Source organism: Stieleria mannarensis (genome assembly GCF_014154935.1).
In the GTDB taxonomy this organism is placed as follows: Bacteria; Planctomycetota; Planctomycetia; order Pirellulales; family Pirellulaceae; genus Stieleria; species Stieleria mannarensis.
The window spans coordinates 125,077-147,831 of the sequence record NZ_JACEHH010000009.1; the positions used below are offsets into that span (position 1 = coordinate 125,077).

A 22,755-nucleotide genomic window follows, 5' to 3' on the forward strand; every position below is an offset into this window, starting at 1 on the left:
TTAGGAAACAGGTGTTCGATCGGTGTGTGCTATCGGCCGAACCGACCTTGAGTCAAACGCGGGCATACGCACCGTCGCCGGATCGACACGCCGCCATGTTTTCGAGCAGAAAGCCTTGCCCATCCGCCCGCAGACGATCGACCGCCGGATCGACAGCCGACCAATCGATCGGCTCCTTCGCCAGCCTGTCGGCCGACTCGACATCGTTCGCATCGATTAACCGTTCTTCCAATCCCACCGACCGAAGCAGATGTTCCAGCCGGGCGCTCAGCTTGGACCTCGTCCCCGGCAACTTGACAGCGATGAATGGACGACGAAAGAGGATGCTAAAGACCGTCGCATGGAACGAGTTGGTAAGCACCAGCCTGGAGGCCGACAGGTTGGTCAACCAGGCACACGGCCCGCCGGACACGGGAGTCCCAATCTCTTTCCAACGTCGCAACGGGTTGTAACCGCTGACGACTTTTGCCCGCAGCGTCTTTTTCAGCTGCTCGGCCAATCTTGGGAACCCCGTACCGGATCGCAGCACATAGGAAAATATTGCGTGCGATGTCACGATCGTGTCCTCGTCGATCAGGGCAGAGTAATCGCGGATCAGAAAGGTCGGATCGGGTAGGCAGCGGACCGGCCTGCCGACCAACAATTCGGCAAACGCTGCGCCGCCTCGCTCACGGATCGAGATCGCATCGAAGCGCTCGAGGAAACGTTTCACATCTCGGTGAAAGACGCTGGGGAGTTCGTTCGAGCCGAAACTCGCGGCATAGGAAATCCGACGCCTTGCCGTTGCACGGAAGTTGAGGAAGTAGACCGGGTCCAATCCGAATTGCGGCGAAGGGTTCCAAATCTGGTCGCTCCCGCAGATGAGCAGATCGTATTGCAACCCGGCCGAATCCAATTCCTCCGGAGAACGCCAGATCGGTCCATCGATGCCAAGTCTCGACGTCCGAAATTCATCCAACGCGGTCAGCGCCTGACGGTGGAACAAATGGGAACGCAGCTTGGAATATTGCAGGAAAAGCGACTTCAAATTGGTCCGGATCCCGTCGGCACTCAGGTCAACGGCAAACTTTCCTTCCTCGACATAGCGAGGGTGATAGTTGATGAATTCAGCATCGACACCTTGCTTGATCAACCATGAGCGCAGTGCATACGCCTGAAGCAATGCTCCGTAGTTGTTACTAAAGTGAAACGTAAGCAATCCGACTTTCATCGTTTGTCCTCGGGGTTGATCCATATCCGAACAGGTCCCGCCGGAATCCCTCGGGATCGGAATTCCACACGGTTCGATTGGCCAGTGCCCGGCAGCTAACCTGCGAGCGCTTGAACGAGATTTTGAGCGGCAGCCTGAGGCAAGAAGTAACGACGAAAGCAGGACAAGCAGTCTTCGGCCTTCATCGCCCCGAGATGGGCTTTCGGGTCCAGCCAAGCTTCGAGCAACTGCTGCGTCCCGTCCAGCGAGTCGGGTCTTGCGATCCCGGCATTGGAATCAGAGATTTCTTTCCAGATATTGACTTGGTCCGAAACCAGCACCGGTTTTCCGCACGCCAAGGCTTCCACGACGGCAATCCCAAAATTCTCTTGATGGCTCGGCAAGACAAAGGCATCACAGCCGTAGAATGCGCCCCATTTGGCATCGTCACGCAACATGCCGGGAAAGTGGACACCGGGGACACCGGAATCCGCTCGAGCACCGGACCGGGCTAGTCCGAGTTGTTGTGCGAGTTGTTGCATCTCGGTCGCATAAGCGGATTCTTTGGGGCCGGCGATCACCAGCGCCGGCATCGCACCAGACGACGCGTTTGCGGCGACCTTGGCGTACGCTCGCAGAAGAAGATCCACTCCCTTTTTGGGGTGGATTCGGCTGAGGAACAATAAGTATCGCTGATCGCCGAGTGTCGGACATTCGCGTCGAAACGCACGCTCCATTTGACCGTTTCTCGGCGGCGGCGCAGGGACTCCGTAACCGATATTGGTTTCTCGTTGTGGTCGATAGGGTCGAAAGGTCTCTCGCGCCAATTCAAGCTCGCGTTGGCAGGTAAACAGAATCCCGTCGGCCTGTGAAATCACTCGGTTTTCGATGGTTTTCCAATACAACCAGTTGCGATATGCCTTGAGCCTTCGCGACGGGGTTCGTTGAAACCAGGGATCGAGCATCCCGTGCGGCATCACATAAACCCTTGGTATGTTCGTGGTTTTTTTTCGTTTCAAACCAGCCACCGCGCGTGAGACGGCGAACGAATGATAGAGCCAGAGGCCGTTGGTGACGACGGCGTCGTACTGCGGCAAGGATTCGATCAACCAGCGATGAAGATGACGTGAGTAAGACCAAGGGCCGCGTCGCGCTCCCAAGCGAATCACGGGAAAGGAGTCTTGCATGTCATAGGTGGCATCCCTGCCGTCGAGGCAAACGACATCACTTCGGTACCCCAATGACTCGATCTCGGGGAGCGTATTCCGGATCCCCTGGCACACCCCTCCCGTATTGGGATTCATCGATGAAACTACGTGAAGCATTCTCATTGCGGCACCTCCGATTCAGCCTGCCAGGATTCCAGGACGCGTTTGTAGATCGTTTCGTAGGCGTCCAATGCGTTCTTGGTCGTAAATTTCCCCGCATGTTCCAAACCGCGTCGAATACGCGTTTCACGCTCAGCGGCTGAGAGGTGAAGCAGGGAAATGATTTGTTGGGCTCCCTCCTCGGCCCATGATTCGTCTGACGCCGACTTGCGTCGCAAGTAGCTCGCCGCGTCACCGCCGACTTCGGTCATCGGCGCCGCATCGGTCGTCAGAACAAGTGTTCCGCACGCCAATGCTTCGGCGATCGGCCAGCCGAAACCTTCTTCAAGGCTGGGGAACAGAAACAACGCGGCTCGGTTGTATGCCGCGATCACTTCCTCGTTGGAACATCCCGACAAGAAGCGTACCGTTCCGCCGTTGGGCATCTTCCGAGCCGAAGCCCGCAACCTATCGCCGGGCTCGGCCCCGACCATCCAGAGTGGAATGGGGCGCTCGGTGCGCTCCGAATAAGCACGGTAGAGCTCGATGACCCCTTCACGGTTCTTGTACCACTGGCTTCCCCCGACGTGCAGCAGAAAGCCGGTTTCTTCCTCGCCATGCAAACGCGATTTCAGGATTTCCCTGCTCGTCTGGTCGTCAAGAACGCGGAAGTCGCCATTTAATCCTAAATGAACCGCTTCGGTCGACTGCGGGGTTCCCAGCGTCAGTCGTTGCAGGTCCTGGTTGGTCGCATGAGAGATACTCACGAAATGGGAGCCCTTGGAAAAGCCGCGGCGGATCAAATGCTGATAGAGCCTGCCGGACCACTTCGTCGGATTCTCGGGGAATTGTCCGAGTGCCGATCGCAACGCCAAAAAATCGTTGCAGTGAATCACATGTGGTCGTTGGGTTATCTTCGGTACCCACATCCCCAGCGCTTGGTCGGTGACGACAAACACCGTTCCCTGAGGTTGATTGCGAACGTTCTTTGCGAGCGACCAAGGATAGATCAGGTACTGGTCTAAATAGCCAAGCCACTTGCGGAGCGCTGCCCAGCGGGGCGCGTATCGACCGAGAAACGGTCTCGAAGTCCAGTAGCTGACACGATGCCCTTTGGATTTCATGCCTTCGCCAAACATCCGTGCCAGACGCGGCATGCTGGACGATTGCAACCACTCCGGATGGGTTAGAAAAACGATGTTCATCTGCTCGTTACGCCTCACTTGATCCACTGGGCTCACTTCACGATCGGTGTCACTGAAAGGGGATTGCCCGACTCCATTGTCCGGTTCGCCGGGGCTGGGGTTTCATTGTCGGGGTGCGTTCCAGGTTTGTCGGACGCGACTGTCTGGGCCGTCGCGTTGGAGCCGTCGCGGGCAGGGGCACGCGACGCCCAACGTTTGGCGAGTTGACGTGCCCAAGCGTGACTCGGGTTCTCGAACGCCTTGAAAAAGCACCAGGCGAATGGGATGGCGGAAAACGTAGCCAGCGTCGGTACGAGGAAACTTTCCGGTTTCGACCCGAAATACTCCACCCAAATCGTTCCGCCGACTTTGAACAAAGGGAAATGGATCAGATAAAGCGAATAGGAAATTGTCCCCAACGCCGTCAAAGGCTTGACCCATCGTGCTTCCTCGTCCAGCCAACCTGCCCCATCGGTAATCAGCCACCAGAGCAGGAGAAATGCGCCTAGTCCCCAGCCGTAGTCAAGGTAAAAATGATCCGCCCCAACCAATCCAAGGGCAGGGGTGACGGTGACGGAAAAGATCATCAGCGTGCTGTGCCATTTCGTCCAAACCGGCAATTCCCCCCGCATGTACTTTTCGGCAAGCCAGGCACCGCTATTCCAAATGATCGCGTACTTGAAAAATGCCCCCTCCGCGATGCTCAGGCCTTGGAAGTGCAGGATCCATCCGACCGAAGTGCAGACCAGGGTGAACCCCAAACAGGCTCGCATCCCACGATGCAAGAAAATCAACAACAGCAGGGGGTAAACGAGGTAGAACTCCGCCTCGACCGGGATGGACCAGAGCGACGGATTGAGATCGATTTGTCCGCCATCGGCAAACCAATTCTGCAGCAGTAACGTGCTCCACAGATAGCTCGATTCGAACTTGGGTTCACCCCGAGACGCCAAACCGAGTAACACCGTCGCGACGTAGCACAAGATAAGCGTGACCAGATACGCCGGATAGATCCTGAAAAACCTGCGGATGCCGTATGCGGACCTGTCAACCATTCCGCCTCTCTTGGCCTGGGGCAGATGAATGCAAAATCCGCTGAGTACAAAGAACAACATGACCAGGGAGCTCAGCTGCGAAACGGGCAACGATGCCCAGCTCAACCAGCGGTCCAGGTTGGAATAGTTCTCTGCGTGGCTCTGGATCTCACGGAAGCCGACCCACAAGTCGACCCGGGAGTGATACCAAACCACGCCGAGTGCGGCCAAGCCACGCAGAACGTCAATTGCAGGGAGATTCACGCGTTCGTCCCCAACTGGACTGAATCAGACGCACGACCAGAATCGGCGATTCGTGGACGCGCCGCCGGACGTCCCCCAACCCGTCGTGCCCCGTTGCGTTGCGGCCGAGCGGGGCTGAGACGTCGACGAACATTCTTGGTGGAAACCAAACACAGCCCGCAGGCGATCACCAACGATCCCAACGAGGTCGTTTGTCCCCACTGCCCCATCACCATGAACTGGGATGCCGGCACGAGCATCGGTAACGCCTCGAAATGGCGATACAACATCGATCGGAATGTTCGCCAGCCGATGAAGGTAAGCAATAAGATCCTGAACGCGAGGATCGGAAAACCAAGCAACACGCCTCCTTCGGCGAGAACCCGTCCCCACTCTCCTTCCGATTCACCAAACCCACGTTCTCCGGTCAACAGTTTCTGTCCCGCTTGTGTCGAGATCCCGGTCCCTGACCCGATCACATTGACATAGTTAAAGGGGCCAAAGATGCCTCCGAAGACACGCCCAAAGACGGCACGCTCCATGCCGCCGTTTTGCGTCGTTGCACTTTTCCAACGAACGCCGAACGCGGCAAAGGCTTCCGATGTTCCCGGCGTATTCAAGACGATCAGAATTGCGACGACGACACCAAACGCCGCTCGACCGAGCAATCGAGGTGTCAACGCACCGCTTGCCAACAACGCCACACACCCCGCACTGGCAACCAACAGTTCTCCGAATAGCAATGAACGGCTAATTGAAAACGGAATGGCCAGCAGAATTGCACCACCGGAAAGCCCCATCAGCACGAAAGGCAGCTTTCGCCGGCAGAGAAGATAAAACCAGGCGGCACAAAACATCGGATACAACTGTGCGGGGCCGGTGATGAAGCTGAAGGTCCCTGGAGGCCGGAATTTTCCGAGCGCTCCGGAGAACCCCGCCCCTTCCAGACTTCCCCCCAATCCACGATTTACCCAGGCACTCTGCGGTGAATAAAATTGAGCGATCAACAAAAGTGTGAACGGAATGGAAATCCAAAGTGCCGTTTTGCACAGGCGGTCGAGGTCTTCACGACGCAAGACACGAGCGATGATGAAGATCATCGGCACGTGCAGGAAATCACAGCGAATGCCATAAGTTGCGATGATCAGATTGCCATGACCCGCTGTCGTGGCCATGATCCAACTCAATGGGCCGAGAATCACAAGCGCCGGCATAAAGATATTCTTCGGCCACACGCCCTGTTTCAGCGCGAGCCAATAAATCGCCAACGCGACCGGATCACGGACGATCAACAACGGCGTCGCCAAACTGGGCAAAAACCAGCGCCGCAATCCGCCTTCGATCAGCCACAAAATCAGATACGTCCAGACCCCCATTCGAATCAACCGAAACGGATCGGAATGTCCCCGGGGCGGTCGCTGCTCGCAGGTCGGTCGCTGTTCGCAGGTCGGTCGCTGTTCGCAGGTCGGTCGCTGTTCGCCGCGACTCACCGATGCACGATCCGTTTCTGACAAAACGGGCGTCTTCACCTTGGCCGGACAATCAGTGTGACCATGATCGAAATTCACGAAACCTATGCGACCTCTGTCGTGGCGGTGCAAGCTGTCGCTGCGGCAACTACCTGTTCGCGATAGCTTTCCCAACTGACCTCGGCCGCCTTAGCGACTGCGGCTCGAGACATCGCAATCAGCAGGTCGCGGTCGCGTTCGAGTCGCCGTAGATTTGATGCGATGGCTTCCGGATCTCGGCACGGCACCAAGAACCCGGCCCGACCATCCTGGACCAAGTCTTCGGCCCCCGCATTTTTCGTGACGATAATCGGTAGGCCGCAGGCGAGTGCCTCCTGCTGCACCTGGGCCCTTCCTTCGACGATCGACGGTAGAACAAACACGTCCATCGAACGCATCAGTTGCAGCACTTGATGGTGTGGCCTGGTCTTATGGTGGACGAATTTGGCGTACTGTTTGAAATAGAACTCCAGCCCGGCGATGGGGCTGCCCATCACGTGAAGTTCAAATCTCCGCTCGTCGAGCTGTTTCATTGCCTCGAACAGATCAGCCAATCCCTTTCTTTGGGTCATCCCGCCGGCAAACAGAATTTTCAGCGGCCGGTTCGGTTGGCGTTCTTCGACTGGACGTTCGGTCGGCTCAATCTCTGCATCAATCACCGGACTTCCGAACGGAATCACATGGACCGGTTTCGCAGCAGTCGCATGGTGCTGCAATGAATCTTTCACGAATTCACTGGGACAGATGATTGTGTCTGCGAGTTCTAATTCTGCATCCTTGCGATCACACATCGCCGCGGAATCTCGGTTTCCGACCAATGTTTTCTCCCATTCGGGCAGACGCTCCGCTTCCTCACTCAACAACCGTTTTGAAGTCCGCCAATGGGCAATCGGAAGGTCATAAATGCAACGCAATCCGTAGCGTTTGGCGGTCCGAAAGGTCTCGACCGCAGCGGCTTCATAACAATAGACCACATCAAACTGGAATGCTTTGGCGGCAACCCGGCGGGCGACGGCCTTGTCGATTGCACGGTAGACTGCGTCGACGCAAAACAGGCCCGATTCCTGTTTCAGTAATCGAGTACTGCCAAGCCGCTGTGCGAGCAAGCGTCCCGTTTCCCGCCACGGGTGCAGATGCAACCGCGAACGCAAACGCGCGTCGTACGTCCGTCGCCGGATTTCAGCGGCCCCGGGTAGCGCGGCCAACTGGGCAAACGAATTACCACCGCATGCCGCGATTCCCAGATGCAGTTCCGAGAGGCAGTCGGCGTCAAAGAACGCCATCGCCGCTTGGCGGACAAAGTTATTTCCGGTCGGGTGAGCGAGTAAGATCATAAACAGAATGCCTCGAGTGGCGACAATACAGAAACGTCAAGATGAATTCGGACGACGGCGGTTGGGCAGCCCAACGGGCCAATTAATCGCAACGCGACGCAACCGCTCCTCCCCTTCCGATCGGCTCGGATGCGGCATGACGGCTGGAGTTCGGTGAAAGCAGCCGTTGATAGGTTTGCGTGTAATGTGTTATCGGCTTGAGGTATTCCGAGAGAGATTCGAAGCCCCGAACGCAACGACGCTCATATTCCTCCGCTTCCATCGATGCGGCCTGTTCTAAGCGGCCCGCCAGTTCCTGCACATCGCCGGGCGACGTGATCAACGCGCCCGGCCCTCCTGACTCGGTCAGCCCGCCGTCACGGCTGACAATCACGCCGGTTCGTGCGGCACGCGCTTCGATCGGGGTCAACCCCATGTCTTCTCTGGTGTTTGCCGCGGCAACCAGCCATTTGCATGATGCGATTTGCCGTTCCTTCTCCTCTCCGCTGACAAACCCGGGGGTTCGCACCGACGCTTGCAATCCCAACGTCGCTATCCGACCGAGGATGGATTCCCGTAGCGGTCCGTCGCCGAGGATGGTCAGCGGCCAGGCGTCGCGATCGATCCGGGCACGTGCATACGCTTCGATCAGGTCCTCGATCCCCTTGTTCGGAATCCATCTCCCCAGGAACAAAAAACCTTGCCGACGATCATAGGGGACGAAGGGCGATGACAGCGAACAGATCGTCGGGACGCATTCGCTGTTCGGTTTGGGCCGTTTCGGTTCCCAGGTCTTCCAGACGAATTGCGAATTGTAAAACCGTCGTCCCACCAATGTGTTGCACGCCGACCAGACCATCCGGTGCGGGGTCAACCCGCTTCGTCGATAGTTGTGGATCGTCGCCAGAATTGGACGCCGCAGGCAAAATGCCGGCACGATCGCATCGGGGCAAAGATTTTGAACATGCAGAAGGTCTGACCAGCGGAGATGATCTCTCAACTCCTTCGAATTCCGCTCGACGAAGTGAACTTGGGATTCCCATTGAGATCCCAGTTTGTTTTTGAGTTTGTCCAGTCGGCAACCTTTCACACGCTTAAAGACAACGCGAACGTCGTATCCGTCGCTGTCGTCAAGGAACTTTGCGACGGTCATGACGAACGCTTCGATGCCGCCGAAATCACCTTGTGTCGCAGCGACGATTACGATTTTTGTGGACATGTCTGATAGGCCTCTCGGAGACGGGCGGGATGTCAGGAAGCTGCCCGACGGTTGTAAAACAGGAACACCCCAATCGAGCAAAGGCAGGTGGTCGCCCAAATCGATGCATTCATTTTCAAGATTCCGCTGGTCGTCCCGACATCGAATGACAATGCGAAGATGAGGAGTGCGGTTGATCCGACGATCGGTGAAAAATACCAGGCCGGGATGTACGCTCGGGCTTGGCTGACGGCAACGGTGACATGATTGATCATGCTGAGCACGCCCCCGACCGCCATCCAGACCACCTCGTGATGCAGGTCCGCGTAATTGTCGCCGAGCAAAAACAAGGTCTGGGTCGGAAACAGCCAGACGGCGGCAACAATCAAGCTCGCCAGTGCGAACAGCCCGGCCTGCAGCCCCCAAAACCTCTTCCCCAATTGTCCATTGCCGCTGGCCGATCGAGCGAAACGCGGAACGATCGTGATTCCACACACGACGTTGAAGATCGAAAGCACCATCACCAACCGGCTGAGCGCGCCCACTTCGGCGACCGCTTGGGTGGTCCCAAATACCGAGAGCAGCCAAACGACCACCTGATAGGAAAGCGTGTAGTAGACGGCGGCCGGAAACACTCGTTTGACGACCTTCAGGATTTCCGAGCGGATCTGTTCATCTTCGTGTTGATGACGGTCGACGAATTGGGCACATTTCCGACGCAGCAGTGCGTTGCCATAGATTTGAGAGGTACCCGCCGCCAGAATCGCGACGCCTGCAAATGGCATCAAGATCAACCCGACCGCATTGAGCAGCAAGCGGCTCAGGCTGGCTTTCACTTGGATCAATTGCAACCCCGCGACGTCTTGCTGCAATTTGGGAATGATCTCCAACAGCCGATTCGAAAGGGCGGACAGGAAGGCAGGCATCAGTGACAGCACCAACAGGATCGTCATCGTCCACGACGCGTTGTGGTTTCGGAGCAAGCCCACAAACACGGGGATCGCAAACAACAGCCCGAAGATCGCAAACCTTCGCCGCAGCGACATTCCGGTCGACAGGACCGCACCGAGTTTGACTCGGTCTTGCCAAACCCTGCCGCCTTGCGACATCACGCCGCTCGCGATCCCGCCGTCGGCTAAGATCGCCATCGCGCCGAGCATCGTGTTGGCGAGCGTGTAAAGTGCGTATTCCTGTGGAGGCAGCCAGCGGATGACCAAGATCCCGCTTGCAAATCCGATCGCCTGAATCGCCGCTTGGGAAACTCCGGTGAACGCAAACAGACGCGTCCATCCGCGAACCCGCGCGAACTGATCCTGAAGAACACTATCGGCCATCACTTGCATCACCCTGGCCGCGTCGCGACGGTTTTAAATTTCGCTCCGACGGCCCGCAAGACACCGGCGTTTGACCGGACTGCGAGGCAAGACTCTCGAGATCCGCTTGCACCATCCGAGCGACGAGTTCGCCAAAGTCAGTCTGGGCCCGCCAACCCAACACGTCGCGTGCCTTCGAAGGGTCCCCACGCAGTTCGCAGACTTCGGCCGGTCGCAAGTATCGGGCGTCGACTTCGTAGTGGTTTTTCCATCGCAGTCCGACCGCGTCGAAGGCATCACGCAAAAACTCTTCCACGCTGTGTTCGATTCCGGTCGCCAGAACGTAGTCATCCGGGGTCTCATGTTGCAGCATCCGCCACATCCCCTCGACGTACTCGGGGGCATAACCCCAGTCGCGTCGCGCATCCAAGCTTCCCATCCGCAGTTTGTTTTGCAGCCCCATCGAAATTGCGGCTGCGCCCCTGGTGATTTTCCGAGTCACGAACGACTCACCGCGACGCGGCGATTCATGGTTGTAACAGATCGCGTTGCAGGCAAAAAAACCGAACGATTCGCGATACAAGCGTGTCATCTGGGTCGCAAACGCTTTGGCAACCCCGTAGGGCGAAACCGGCCTCATCGGTGTGTCTTCATTTTGCGGCGACCGATCCGGGCGGCCGAAGATCTCGCTGCTGCTGGTGTGAAGGAACTTGGGACGCTTTCGAAGATCGCGAATAATCTCAAGCAATCGCAACGTCCCCATCGCCGTGAATTCGCAGGTCGACTCGGGGATCTCAAAGCTCGCGCCGACATGGCTTTGACCGGCCAGGTGGTAGAACTCGTCCGGCGCGATCTTCACCAGTAGCCGGCGAATCGTCGTCGTGTCGTCAAGGTCTGCATAGTGCAGAAACAATCGTCGGTCGTAAATCGACTTGTCGTGAAACAACGCGTTCAAACGCGTTCGAGAGGTTGAACTGTTGCGGCGAACGAGCCCATGAACGGTGTAGCCTTTCTCCAGAAGCAGTTCGGTCAGATAGGAACCGTCCTGCCCGGAAATGCCCGTGATCAATGCCGTGGTCGTTTCGGTTTTGTCCGTGATCAAAATGAATGTCCCCGTCCGTTGCGTTATTCGACCGCCACGCTGACAGCATGCCCATGGAGCTTCAGCAACGCGTGTTTGCGGGCATTTTCCAAATCGGCGGCAACCATTTCGGCACACATCTCTTCGACCGAGATTTCACATTCCCAGCCGAGTTTGGCTTTGGCTTTGGAGGGGTCTCCGAGCAGCGTTTCGACTTCGGCCGGACGGAAATAGCGGGGGTCGACTCGGACGATCACGTCCCCGGGCTTTACAGCGGGCGACTTTTGACCGTCCAAAACTTGCGTGACGGTCGCGATCTCATCGATACCCTCACCCGAAAATGCGACCTCCAGCCCAGCCTCTTCGGCGGACAGTTTGACGAACTCCCGCACACTGATCTGCCGGCCCGTTGCGATCACGAAGTCATCGGCGACTTCTTGCTGAAGCATCATCCATTGCATCCGCACATAGTCCTTCGCATGCCCCCAATCTCTCAGCGCGTCCATGTTCCCCAGGTACAGGCACTCTTCCAAGCCCTGGGCGATGTTGGCGATCCCGCGGGTGATCTTTCGCGTGACGAAGGTTTCGCCTCGTCGCGGTGATTCGTGATTGAACAGGATGCCGTTGCAGGCATACATGCCGTAAGACTCGCGGTAGTTGACCGTGATCCAATACGCGTACATCTTTGCCGCCGCATAGGGCGAACGGGGGTAAAACGGCGTGGTTTCCTTTTGTGGAATCTCTTGGACCAGACCAAATAATTCAGACGTCGACGCCTGGTAGAAACGTGTTTTCTTTTCCAGCCCCAGAAAGCGAATCGCTTCGAGCAGACGGAGGGTGCCGATCGCATCGACGTCGGCCGTGTATTCGGGTGACTCGAACGAGACGGCAACATGGGACTGGGCCCCCAAGTTGTAGACTTCGTCGGGCTGAACGGCGTTGATGATACGCGTCAGGTTGGACGTGTCGGTCAGGTCGCCGTAGTGCAATTTGAATCGTGGCTGTTCTTCGTGTGGCGACTGATAGATGTGATCGATCCGTTCGGTGTTGAACGACGAGGCACGGCGCTTGATCCCGTGGACCTCGTAGCCTTTCTCCAGCAGGAACTCCGCGAGGTACGAACCGTCTTGGCCCGTGATGCCTGTGATGAGTGCTTTTTTTGTCATAGAGTCGTCAGTTGGCAGTAAGAGAATGCGGTTGGGAGTTGGGAGTTGGGAGTTGGGAGTTGGGAGTTGGGAGTTGGGAGTTGGGAGTTGGGAGTTGGGAGTTGGGAGTTGGGAGTTGGGAGTTGGGAGTTGGGAGTTGGGCTGAGCAGCAGTCGAAGGCATTGAAGTTAGCTCCCCTCTGTTCCGTTTACTTCTCGCCTTCTCCCTGCTTGCCTGCTTCTTGCTACCAATTGACTACCGCCAACGGTCGACATCTCCCCATCTCCCAACTCCCAACTCCCCTTCTCTCAACAAGCCCCTTCGCGAAGGAGGGCGGTTTTGACCGTCCGCCAAAGGATGAAGACATCCAGGCCGATCGACCAGTTGTGGAGGTAGAAGCGGTCCATGAAGACGCGCTGCGTGTAACTGGTCGAGTTCCTGCCCGACACCTGCCACAACCCCGTGATACCGGGCCGCACCATTTGGTACAGCTCAAAGACCTCGGGGTAGTCCTGGATGTATTCTCGATCATAGTCTCCGCTGTCGATGATTGGCCGCGGACCGACAAGGCTCATCTCCCCAAGCAGCACGTTGAACAACTGCGGCAGTTCATCCAAGCTGGTCTTTCTCAAAAAGTCACCGATCCTGGTGACACGTGGGTCTTTCTGAAGCTTGTGCGTTCGCTTCCATTCTTTCATCATTTGCGGATTTTTCGCGAGGTACTCGCTCAATCGCCGATCCGCGTCGCACACCATGCTGCGAAACTTGATGGCTCGAAAAGGGATGCGGAATCGGCCGACGCGATCCTGGTAATAAAACACCGGCCCGGGGTCGAAGATTTTGATGGCGATCCCGATTGCAATCATCAGCGGCAACCACAACGGAGCGGTCATCACCACGAGAGCGAGATCGATCACCCGTTTTGCCAACTGGGCGTGAGGACTGGTCAGCGCGGTGTAGCAATGGAGTTCGATCCCCGATCCCCGCTCGGCCAACCGGACCGACTCGGTCGGATGATAGGTGAAATCCATCGGCAGCATCACGTGTGGAATACCGTGAAAGGCGTGGTAGTCCTGCCATTGACCGGCATCCTGCTCGGCAATTGCCAGTCGGCATGCGCCGGTACCGCGAAGGATCGACTCAAGTTCTGTCGTCGGCCCCAGCCAACAACTTTCGCTGCGACGGATGGGCCCGCCACCGCGACGCTGCGGTGAACTCTGCTGTGGGACCTGCTCAGCCCGGTCGATGCGAAAGAATTTTCCGCCGTCTTGTTCGATCTGACCAGACTCGATCACGTCCGGTTCCATCGTCTCGACCGCTCGACGCCCGTCCCAATGTCTCGTCGGGTCGAAAATGATCCCGACCGGTCGCAAGCCTTCGTGACGTGAACGGTCGAGCCGATCAAACAGTTGGCGGCTCGCCTTGCCATTGCCGACGATCACCACCGGCTGTGTCCACCAATCAAACCCACTCATCAAACGGCGAGCGATCGGACGGATGGCCGATAGCGTGAAAAACATCGTGAATACCAATGTCGCCCAACACAGCCAGGGGAATTTGTCAACGCTGGAGCCCAGCAAAAGACCAAACCCCACTCCCACTGCGACGACAATACTCGTCCGCATGACGCCTCGAAATTCCTGGGAATAGCTTGTCCCACACGCCGGATACAATCCGTGGATGCGATGCATCAAAACGACCAGCAACACGACCCCGACACAGAAGGCCGGATGTGGTGTTCCGCCGTTCCATCGATGAATCACTGTCGCAAGCGACACGGCGATGCAACTTGCAACGACGTCGAAAAACAGTAGCGGCACTGTGGTGCGAAAGTCATACCACGCCTGTTTCCTGCCCATCGCCAAAGCGGTCGGCGTGCCCAACTTTTGCAATGACGACGCATCGATCTTGCCCTTCGACTCGATCGGTTCCGTCGCAGCGGAATCCGACACGGCGGGCGGGCGATGCAAAGAATCCTTAAGTGTTGTGCTCATCGATTTCCTGTGCGTCCGTGACCGTAGTGAACTAGAACGACAACTGATGGGTGACGGGAATGCTTCATCGCCTTAGGGCTTGCCGGTGATCAGACGATCGTTGCCGGTGCTCTGTCCGTTTCGCTGGACCGACTTCCCGTTGACCGGGCGTCGCATCCGTCCTTCGGAGCCGACGGCATCTTCCTCGTCTGCGGTGTAATACCGACGGTAATCATCGACATATCCATATTGCCCTTTTCCGAGTCGTTTGTAACTGGTGTACCCATACCCACGACGCCGGGACGTCCGGGCGCTGACGATGACGCCGTCGATCGGGACACGCTGATCGCGCAGAATGTCGACGGTTCGTTCGACTAATCCCCGATTGTTCTTGGCAATCCGAACGGCGAGCAGACAGCTGTCGGCATGAAACGCGATGATCGCCGGATCGGTGACGGCAAGGACGGGCGGAGAATCGATGAACACCATGTCAAATGAATCACGGGCCCGTTTAAGAAACGTTGCGAACTGTTCCGACTCGAGCAACTCCGACGGTACCGACGTCCGCGAACCGGCCGGACACAACGTGAGGTTTAGCTGTTCGCAATCATGAAGGCACCTGGAAAACGACACCGTCGAGGCCAGGAAATCCGAAAGACCGGGGGCCCGTTCGACCCCGAAGGTCCTTGAGATCATCGGCCGCCGCATGTCACCATCGACAAGCAGAATCCGCTTTCCGGCCTGTGCCATGGACACCGCGATATTGGAAATCATCGTGGACTTACCATCCAACGGACTGGGGCTGGTGATCAAGAACACGTGCTTGGATTGGGTCCTTGACAATCCGGAGACTGCGGTTCGAACCACGCGCAGTGCCTCGGCGTCCAACCCGCGGGGCGTGTGGAATGCCGTCACATGGGGCGCGATCAGCGAGCCTGCGATCGCCCGCTTACGAAGCTTTGATGAACGTAGCATGGGCAGGTGAGCCAGGACCGGCGCCCCGGTCACCACCTCAAGGTCGCTCGGATCGGTGAAGGTTTGGTCCGCCTTCTCGGCCAGCAACGCAAACCCGAATCCCAGCATGGCGCCCGCCATCAATCCGATCAACGCGATTTTTGACTTCGCCGGCCACATCGGCCGGCTGGCCGGCTCCGGCTCTACCAGCAGGTCCGTCGAGAATCCGGCGTAGTCATTCGCCAGATGAAGTTCCTGAAGCCGTTTGAAAACCTCATCATATCGCCGTTGCGCCCGATCCAAATTCGCTTTGAGTGACGCACCCTTTAAGAAACTCAGTTCGACGTCCTTGGCAAGCTTGGATTCTTTTTCGGAGAGTTCAAGTAATTCTTGCTCTCGCTTGGAAAACGCATTGATGTCACTCTTAAGAACGGCGAAGTGGGTCTTCAGAATCTCCGCCGGGGGAACGTCAAATTCCATCATGTCGATTTTGGACGAATCGGCGCCGTCCTTTTCATCGAACTTCTGGATGCTCATGATCTCTGCGTCCAGGGCGGCAACGCTCGGATGTCGCTCACCAAACGTGCTCCGCATGACGCGCCGCTGACTGATCAAGTCCATCAGGCGAAGCGTCTTGGATTGGTTGGAGGCGTTGGCGATCAGTCGGGCCATCTCCAATTCGTTGTCTGCGGATTTCCTTTGTTCCTCAATACTGATTAGCGACTGCAGGCGGGCGATGTCTTCTTCAGTCAGCAGCGTCATCAATTCCGCGTCGGTCAGTTCTTCCGGTCGACGTCCTTTCACCGCATCGACAATATTTTGCCGGCGTGAGTTTGCGGTCGCGATCGCAGTGCGAACGGTTGCAAGTTCACGCTCAATGGAATCCAATCTCGTCCGGTGAATATCCTCCAGCCCGCCGACGCCGTCGCCGTCAAGGTTTGTCAGGGCCGGGACGGATGCGACGAAGTCGCGGTACTCCTGGTCCGCTTCACGAAGTGCCTGCTCGCTTTGTGACAACGCTTTGGCGATCAATTGTGCCGCTTCATCGCCGACGCTGTGCGTTTGGTGGTTGATGTAGGATTGGTAGGTTTCGAAAATCGCCCTCAAGATTGTCGCCGCAGATTCGGCATCACCGTCTTGGTAGGTTGCGTTCAGCAGGCTTGCCGAATCACCCGCCCCTTGGCCGCCTTTGCCCATGCTCAGCCCCTCGGCCAATTGATCAACGGTGCGGTCCAATCCTTCTCGCTCGATCGTTTGCCGAAGCACCTTGGCGCTGCGGAACAGTTCAAGGTGCGTCGATAGGATTTCATCCTGGACCGTTGCACCTCCGTCGGCAGACTCGCGCAATCCAGTGCTGGTCATCTCACTGGAGAGCTGGCCCACCAAGACCGTTAATCTCGACTCGTAAATCGGTTCCTGATTGGTGAAGTAGATCATCGCGCAAGTGGTGCCGATCAACACCCCCAACGCTAACAGGTGAAACCGTCGGCGGACGATGCCCAAAAGATCGATGTCGAACTCCGGACCATCGTCGACTTCGGATGCGTCGTCTTGATAGCGTTTCATTGTCATACACGAGAGATTGGTGAACTGATCAACACAAGACCGTCAGCAGACGCGTGCATGTGTTCTCAGTGGAATCCAAAGATCGTTCCATTGCCTGCCTGGACTTCGTCCGCTTGGGTGACATGCACCCCACTCGAACCACGATTGCGTTTTCATCTCGACGCCCCTTCGGTTCGCCGAACACCATTCGCGATCCAACACCTTAGTGATCGACAAGACACAACCTTCGCGATGCGCCGGACGATTGACATGCCGAGTAGCGGCGCGATGAACAGCTAGTGCATCGCAGCCACACAATTGATTTGCAAAACTAAAGGGCCAAACGAACAGCGATATGTTCGTTTGATTGCCGCGTCCTTACCGCAAAGACTCCACGCATGACCTTGATACTTTGGCGAGCGCTAATGCCGCGATGCAAGTAGTATCGCAACAGAGGCAAAAGACCCGACACATCAATCCACAACTCTTGGGACACCAATCGAATCACTGGGGCGGTGTCGCACTGTGGCACGTTCAAGTTGGCGCTCCAATGAAAGGAACTCTTGTTTTGTCAGTGAGGTGCCGCCGCCGTTCGACGTTTCGATTCTACAGTCAGATCGTCGCTGTCAAGCTTTTTCAGATGCGATGCAGCGTGATGCCAAACGGACTTGAGCCAGTCACTCTTGCACCACATCACAAGACGCGGATGAATCTACCCTTATGCGTTGTGAAGGGGGCTGGGCATTGCCGACACCGTTTGGCAACGAGTGTTCTTTACACAAAATTTATTTCGAAATTTTGCGGCGTCACAATCTCCATCAATCCGGGCGTGCACCTCTTTCACAAACGCATCTCGAGCACTGATCGAGATGTGTTTGCGTTAGGAAGGTTGTGTGTTCCCCCGCAACGTCACCGTGCGTGTCTTTCTACGTCACTGGGAGCATGGGTTTTTATCGTCTCCCCCGCCCGGCATGGTGGAAAGAAGGTCAGCACCGACGGTTCGTTGTTCGCCTAACTGTCCGACAGCACCCCATGGATGCTAAGCGAGGTTTCTATCACGCACCGATCTGATCTGTCACGCGAAACCCGAAGTTGAATCGTCGCGCAGATGGGTTCGATGGTAAAACGTGTCACAGGTACACGCGTTCAATCTCTCTTCACCAGAACGGCGCAAGTCGGGATGGAAGAGCAACAGCCGCTTCGCGTGGTAAACGAGACGGTTGATCGTGGGGACTGTTTTGTCCACTGCGATATCTGTACTTGCGCCAAGCGACAAAGCCATGCTCTATTGCTTGGGATCGATTTTGACGATCTCGGCTTGGAAGGTTTGCACGCAGGCTTGGATCCAGGGATGCGATTCGATCTCTCGCATCCGTTCCATGCGCTCCTTTGCCGATGCTTTGGGCGCCGGCTTGGGAGCTTGGGCGCGGCGCGGGGATGCGGCGCCGGCGACCAGTTGAAGTGTGACCGGGTGACCGACGATCTCGGCGAGCGCTTGGCAGACCGGACCACGATGCTCCGGCAAATCCATCCGCTTCATCGACATCGATGACTCGGCCGGAAATACCAAGTTGATTTTCGAATCGCCTTCCAGCTGCACGTCGGCCATCGAGGCGATCGAGGCGGTCATCTGCTGCACGCCCTTGAGCGCCATCGACAGGACTTCTTGAACGTTCGACGAAGACAGCTTCATCTTGGGCGTCGGCGGCGCGTCGGGTGCAGCAGCGTCGGCGCGATGCTGTGGCGATGCGTCCGGAGCCGCCTGGGTGGCGGTGGTCGAAACAGCCGGGTCGGCAGCGGCGACCTGGGGTGCCGGAGGGGATGACGCGGGTGCCTGCGCCGGGGGTGCCTGCGCCGGGGGGGCCGGAGTCGGGGCAGCCGGAGTCGGGGCAGCCGGAGTCGGTGGCGTCGCGGTGGATGTCGCAGGCGGCGTCGTCGCCGACGGTGATTGCGTCGGGGTTGCGCCCGGTGTGACAGTCGGCGCTGAGGGTACCGGCGTCTGTGGCTCAGCGGTTAGCTTTTTTTTTTGCGGAGACGCGGACGGCAACGGTTTCCCGCTGCTGGCTGCCGCGGCCAAATCCGCGATCGCTTGCAAGTCCGGCAAATTGCAGATTTGAATCACGGTGGATTCCAGCAAGACGCGTCCGTAGACGCTGTGTCGAATCCGGACCAGCGTTTGATCGATCAATGCGACGACGGCCAGCACGGTTTGCAGCCCCCAGGCCTGGCCCAGTTTCTTCAGTTCGTCGTGCATCGATGCGGCCGTGTGACGTTGCAGTGTCGCATCGCAGCCGACCGTTACGGCCATCAGATCACGAAAGTACCCCAACAACTGCTCGGCGATCCGCCCGGCGTCGACGCCGGCATCAACGGCCGCATCCAGTTGCGCCAGCGCCGCGGCCGCATTGCGATCGCTCATCGCCTGGGCCAGAGCGTGCAGTCGTTCATCGTCGGCGGTGCCGAGCATCGAGTGGACTTGGTCGGCCGTCAGATGGCCGTCGCTGAAGCTGAGCACTTGTTCCAGCAACGATTGGCTGTCCCGCATCGAACCGGCGGCCCGGCGGGCGACCAGCTCCAGCGCGGCCTCGTCAGCCTGGGCGTTCTCCGCGGCGACGATTTCCTGCAAACGTTTGACGATCTTGGAGACTTCGACCGGGGCAAAATCGAATCGCTGACAACGGCTCAAGACCGTGATCGGCATCTTTTCCGGGTCGGTCGTGCAGAAAATGAACTTCACATGCTCGGGCGGCTCTTCCAGCGTTTTCAGCAACGCGTTGAAGGCCGCCTGGGTCAGCATGTGGACTTCGTCGATGATGTAAATCTTGAACCGCGACCGGCTGGGGCGGACCCCGACGTTGGCCCGCAGCGAGCGGATTTCGTCGATCCCTCGGTTGCTGGCACCGTCGATTTCGATGACATCGATGTCTTCGCCCGAATCGATCGCCTGGGCGATGTCGTCGTCGTTGTCAAACGTCGCACTGGGCCCGGCGGGATTGTTGAGCGCCTTGGCAAAAATCCGCGCCGTGCTGGTTTTTCCGACCCCACGTGCCCCGGTGAACAGGTACGCATGCCCCACCCGCCCCGTCTCGATCGCGTTGGTCAGCGCCCGTCCGACGTGCTCCTGGCCGACCAATTCTTCAAAATTCCGGGGGCGATAACGGCGTGCGACAACGACGTACGAAGAATCAGTTGCGGGCGCGGGATGGTCGTCGGACATGCGTGGGGAATTCGTGATCGAACCGTGCGGGTGTCAGTCTGGGCATCCTACACGATCTCGGGTGGAAATGAATCTGGTCACGCAATGGGCCGGTGAAAAGAAGGGGGCAAAACGCGTTGGTCAAAAAATGGGTTGGTCAAAAAATGGGTTGGTCAAAAAATGGGTTGGTCAAAAAATGGGTTGGTCAAAAAATGGGGGCGGCTGCTGGATGCGTGGCTGTGGCGGCCGGGGGGGAAGGGAGCCACGGTAAGTTCTGTAGACAACCACGCCTGCCAGAAGGGCGACTTTGTTTGCATCGGTCGTCAGGTCGGGAGCAGCGTCGTTCCGGGAGTTTTTGACCAGCCCATTTTTTTTCCCGATCGCCGCCTCTCTCACGCGGGAGTCGTGGCTAGATTGGGATTCGTCGCGGCGGGTTTGCGGGTGGAAAACCAGACGATGGCGAATCCGATGACCGTGGTGGTCGTCAGCACGATCAACCAGGATGCCGGCAGGTGCATCTGGTTTTCGAACCCGGCTCCCAGGAATTCGATCCGGTCCTGATACTTTGCGGCCAGATTCAGCAGCGCGTTGTGGGTGAAGTGCATCAGCACGCCCGGCCAGACGCTTTGGGTGCGGTAGGCGATCCAGCCGAGAATCAGCCCCAGCAGCGTCGTCGGCACGAAGCGCTCGATCAGCAACATGTTGCCGGTGACGACGTGGAACAACCCGAAGATCACGGCGGTCGTCATGATCACGCGTGCCGGCGACAGGACTCGGCGAAGTGCTGTGAACAGGAATCCCCGAAAACACAATTCTTCGATCACGGCCGGCGCGAGCGCCAAACATCCCACCAGCAACCACGCCGGAGCGACCTTAAGCGCTTCGACCGTCTGCTTGGTTTTCTCGATCCGGTCGACATCCAATCCGCCGATCCCCAATTGCTTGGCAATCACAAACGACTCGTGGGCAATGCCCCAAGCGCCAAGACCGATCAACAGCGCACCGACCAAGGCCAGCGGCGAAGGCGGCGAAAGTTGATAGCTGGTGGAGAACCGACAGCGCGCCAGCACCACCGACGCCAAGGGCAACAACCCGAACGTCAACACCAGCGCGACGGCGTTGAGTGTCAGCACCCAGCTGATCGACAATTCGGGCACGATTCGAATCAAGACGTTGCTGACCAAATAGTAGATCGGTACCAGCAACGCCAAAGTCATCGCGGCGGTTTGGGGCGATGGCGTCGGCGAAACGCGCGCCGGGCGTTTCAGCATGGCGCCGAACGATTGACCGCTGGTCCGGCTGACCGCATCGCTGCCGAACAACTTGGACGCGATCGCGATGGCCGCTGCGGCATAACCGATCGTGCTGAGCACGGTGATCACGGCCGGTGCCGCGTGTGCCGTGCCCTGCAACACCTCCCGTGCCAGCAGCACGATGTTGATCAACGGCGCGATCGCCAACGGACCTTGCAAGGTCACCCCCGGCATCAGCGACAACATGCCCGGCGTCAACGACAACAGCATGACGGGGATCAGGTAGGCCTGGGCTTCTTTGAACGAGCGTGCGAAGCTGGTCAGAGAGAGTAACACGGCGGCGAAGAATCCGCTGAAGAGCACCAGCAAGCCCAGGATCTGCAGCACGGCCAGCCAAGGAAACGCGTCTTCGCCACCGGTTAGCAGCGGCAACAAACGTCCGGCCCACAACGTCGTGAACATGGCCAACAAATTTGCCATCGCGGTCAATAACGCGACGACCACGACCGCGACGTACTTGGAAAACAGAATGTAAGAACGCGGCACCGGTGAGGCCATCAACGATTCCATCGTCCCCCGTTCGCGTTCGCCGGCGGTCAAATCGATCGCCGGATAAACGGCGCCGGTGATCGTCATCAACACCAACACCAGCGGGACGATCGTGCCCAGCATGGACGGTTTTTCCGGCGCGCCGACCTTCGCAACGGTGACCTCCGCCGGCGGCGTGTATTCATTCAATTGCGACTTCAGGATCGTCTCGGCCCGCGCCAATCGCAGCCAATGCAACCGTTCGGTCAACACCCGCTGGGCCCCCTGGCCGGCGACGTCACCGCTGTAGGCCGTCAGACGCAAACGCGGCGGATCGTCCAATTCGATTTGGGCGGCCAGGTCAATCTTTTTCTCCTTCAACGCTTCGTCGGGCGTCAGCCCGACCGACGTGGTGTTGACCACACGAAACGTTGCCAATTTTCCCTTGCTGGCCTTCAGGATCGCATCGGGCGGTTGGCTCATCGGGTCTTCCAACCATGCCAGCAACAACGTGCCCTCATCGTCCGTTTCGACGCCGATCGTGTACGGCGTTTCGTCGGACGTTCCCGCCGTCGCCGAGACCAAGAATCGATTGAAGGCCATGCTGAGCAACGGGTAGACCATCAACGGCATCAACACCAGCGTGATGATCGTCCGCCGATCGCGCATGGTTTCACGCAGTTCCTTTTGACACAACCGCACCAGCCGATTGCCGGGCTGATGGCTCCGCTTGCGTGGCCGCTGGGGTGCAATCGGGACGCTACCGCTGTGAGATTCGTTCGACACGCTGG

General features: G+C 57.9%; 14 protein-coding genes. All 14 read right to left on the reverse strand.

Annotated elements, in window-relative coordinates:
* Window positions 1–52 precede the first annotated feature (52 nt).
* Window positions 53–1,210, reverse strand: coding sequence for a polysaccharide pyruvyl transferase family protein (locus H1B37_RS08445; protein ID WP_182866196.1), 1,158 nt, complete (start codon window positions 1,208–1,210; stop codon window positions 53–55).
* 95 nt (window positions 1,211–1,305) lie between these two features.
* Window positions 1,306–2,520, reverse strand: coding sequence for a glycosyltransferase (locus H1B37_RS08450; RefSeq protein ID WP_353620804.1), 1,215 nt, complete (start codon window positions 2,518–2,520; stop codon window positions 1,306–1,308).
* Window positions 2,517–3,701 carry a glycosyltransferase gene (locus tag H1B37_RS08455; protein ID WP_182866198.1) on the reverse strand — a complete coding sequence of 395 codons (1,185 nt, stop codon included), beginning with the start codon at window positions 3,699–3,701 and terminating at the stop codon, window positions 2,517–2,519. Before H1B37_RS08455 ends, H1B37_RS08450 begins: the two co-directional genes overlap by 4 nt.
* A 32-nt stretch (window positions 3,702–3,733) precedes the next feature.
* On the reverse strand, window positions 3,734–4,978 hold the full coding sequence (locus tag H1B37_RS08460; RefSeq protein ID WP_182866199.1) for an acyltransferase family protein: 1,245 nt from the start codon (window positions 4,976–4,978) through the stop codon (window positions 3,734–3,736).
* Complete coding sequence (locus H1B37_RS08465; protein ID WP_182866200.1) at window positions 4,975–6,447, reverse strand: hypothetical protein; 1,473 nt, start codon at window positions 6,445–6,447, stop codon at window positions 4,975–4,977. The genes H1B37_RS08460 and H1B37_RS08465 overlap by 4 nt, the downstream gene beginning before the upstream one ends.
* Before the next feature lie 83 nt (window positions 6,448–6,530).
* Window positions 6,531–7,799: a glycosyltransferase family 4 protein gene (locus tag H1B37_RS08470; protein WP_182866201.1), complete on the reverse strand. Its 1,269-nt coding sequence runs from the start codon at window positions 7,797–7,799 to the stop codon at window positions 6,531–6,533.
* Window positions 7,800–7,881: 82 nt separating this feature from the next.
* Complete coding sequence (locus H1B37_RS08475; RefSeq protein WP_182866202.1) at window positions 7,882–8,997, reverse strand: glycosyltransferase family 4 protein; 1,116 nt, start codon at window positions 8,995–8,997, stop codon at window positions 7,882–7,884.
* Between the two features lie 32 nt (window positions 8,998–9,029).
* Window positions 9,030–10,310 carry a lipopolysaccharide biosynthesis protein gene (locus H1B37_RS08480; RefSeq protein WP_182866203.1) on the reverse strand — a complete coding sequence of 427 codons (1,281 nt, stop codon included), beginning with the start codon at window positions 10,308–10,310 and terminating at the stop codon, window positions 9,030–9,032.
* On the reverse strand, window positions 10,300–11,391 hold the full coding sequence (locus H1B37_RS08485; RefSeq protein WP_220498107.1) for a GDP-mannose 4,6-dehydratase: 1,092 nt from the start codon (window positions 11,389–11,391) through the stop codon (window positions 10,300–10,302). The genes H1B37_RS08480 and H1B37_RS08485 overlap by 11 nt, the downstream gene beginning before the upstream one ends.
* Before the next feature lie 23 nt (window positions 11,392–11,414).
* On the reverse strand, window positions 11,415–12,536 hold the full coding sequence (gmd, locus tag H1B37_RS08490) for a GDP-mannose 4,6-dehydratase (protein ID WP_182866204.1): 1,122 nt from the start codon (window positions 12,534–12,536) through the stop codon (window positions 11,415–11,417).
* Between the two features lie 287 nt (window positions 12,537–12,823).
* Window positions 12,824–14,509, reverse strand: coding sequence for a sugar transferase (locus H1B37_RS08495; RefSeq protein ID WP_286177531.1), 1,686 nt, complete (start codon window positions 14,507–14,509; stop codon window positions 12,824–12,826).
* A 72-nt stretch (window positions 14,510–14,581) separates the two neighbouring features.
* Complete coding sequence (locus H1B37_RS08500) at window positions 14,582–17,014, reverse strand: GumC family protein (protein ID WP_182866205.1); 2,433 nt, start codon at window positions 17,012–17,014, stop codon at window positions 14,582–14,584.
* A gap of 1,258 nt (window positions 17,015–18,272) precedes the next feature.
* Window positions 18,273–20,204, reverse strand: coding sequence for a DNA polymerase III subunit gamma/tau (dnaX, locus tag H1B37_RS08505; protein ID WP_182866206.1), 1,932 nt, complete (start codon window positions 20,202–20,204; stop codon window positions 18,273–18,275).
* 371 nt (window positions 20,205–20,575) lie between these two features.
* On the reverse strand, window positions 20,576–22,750 hold the full coding sequence (locus H1B37_RS08510; RefSeq protein ID WP_353620805.1) for an ABC transporter permease subunit/CPBP intramembrane protease: 2,175 nt from the start codon (window positions 22,748–22,750) through the stop codon (window positions 20,576–20,578).
* Window positions 22,751–22,755: the final 5 nt, after the last annotated feature.

Coding starts and splice junctions, on each gene's coding strand:
- H1B37_RS08445 (WP_182866196.1), bottom strand. CDS start 1,210: ATGAAAGTCGGATTGCTTACGTTTCACTTTAGTAACAACTACGGAGCA.
- H1B37_RS08450 (WP_353620804.1), bottom strand. CDS start 2,520: ATGAGAATGCTTCACGTAGTTTCATCGATGAATCCCAATACGGGAGGG.
- H1B37_RS08455 (WP_182866198.1), bottom strand. CDS start 3,701: ATGAACATCGTTTTTCTAACCCATCCGGAGTGGTTGCAATCGTCCAGC.
- H1B37_RS08470 (WP_182866201.1), bottom strand. CDS start 7,799: ATGATCTTACTCGCTCACCCGACCGGAAATAACTTTGTCCGCCAAGCG.
- H1B37_RS08475 (WP_182866202.1), bottom strand. CDS start 8,997: ATGTCCACAAAAATCGTAATCGTCGCTGCGACACAAGGTGATTTCGGC.
- H1B37_RS08480 (WP_182866203.1), bottom strand. CDS start 10,310: ATGGCCGATAGTGTTCTTCAGGATCAGTTCGCGCGGGTTCGCGGATGG.
- gmd (WP_182866204.1), bottom strand. CDS start 12,536: ATGACAAAAAAAGCACTCATCACAGGCATCACGGGCCAAGACGGTTCG.
- H1B37_RS08495 (WP_286177531.1), bottom strand. CDS start 14,509: ATGAGCACAACACTTAAGGATTCTTTGCATCGCCCGCCCGCCGTGTCG.
- H1B37_RS08500 (WP_182866205.1), bottom strand. CDS start 17,014: ATGACAATGAAACGCTATCAAGACGACGCATCCGAAGTCGACGATGGT.
- dnaX (WP_182866206.1), bottom strand. CDS start 20,204: ATGTCCGACGACCATCCCGCGCCCGCAACTGATTCTTCGTACGTCGTT.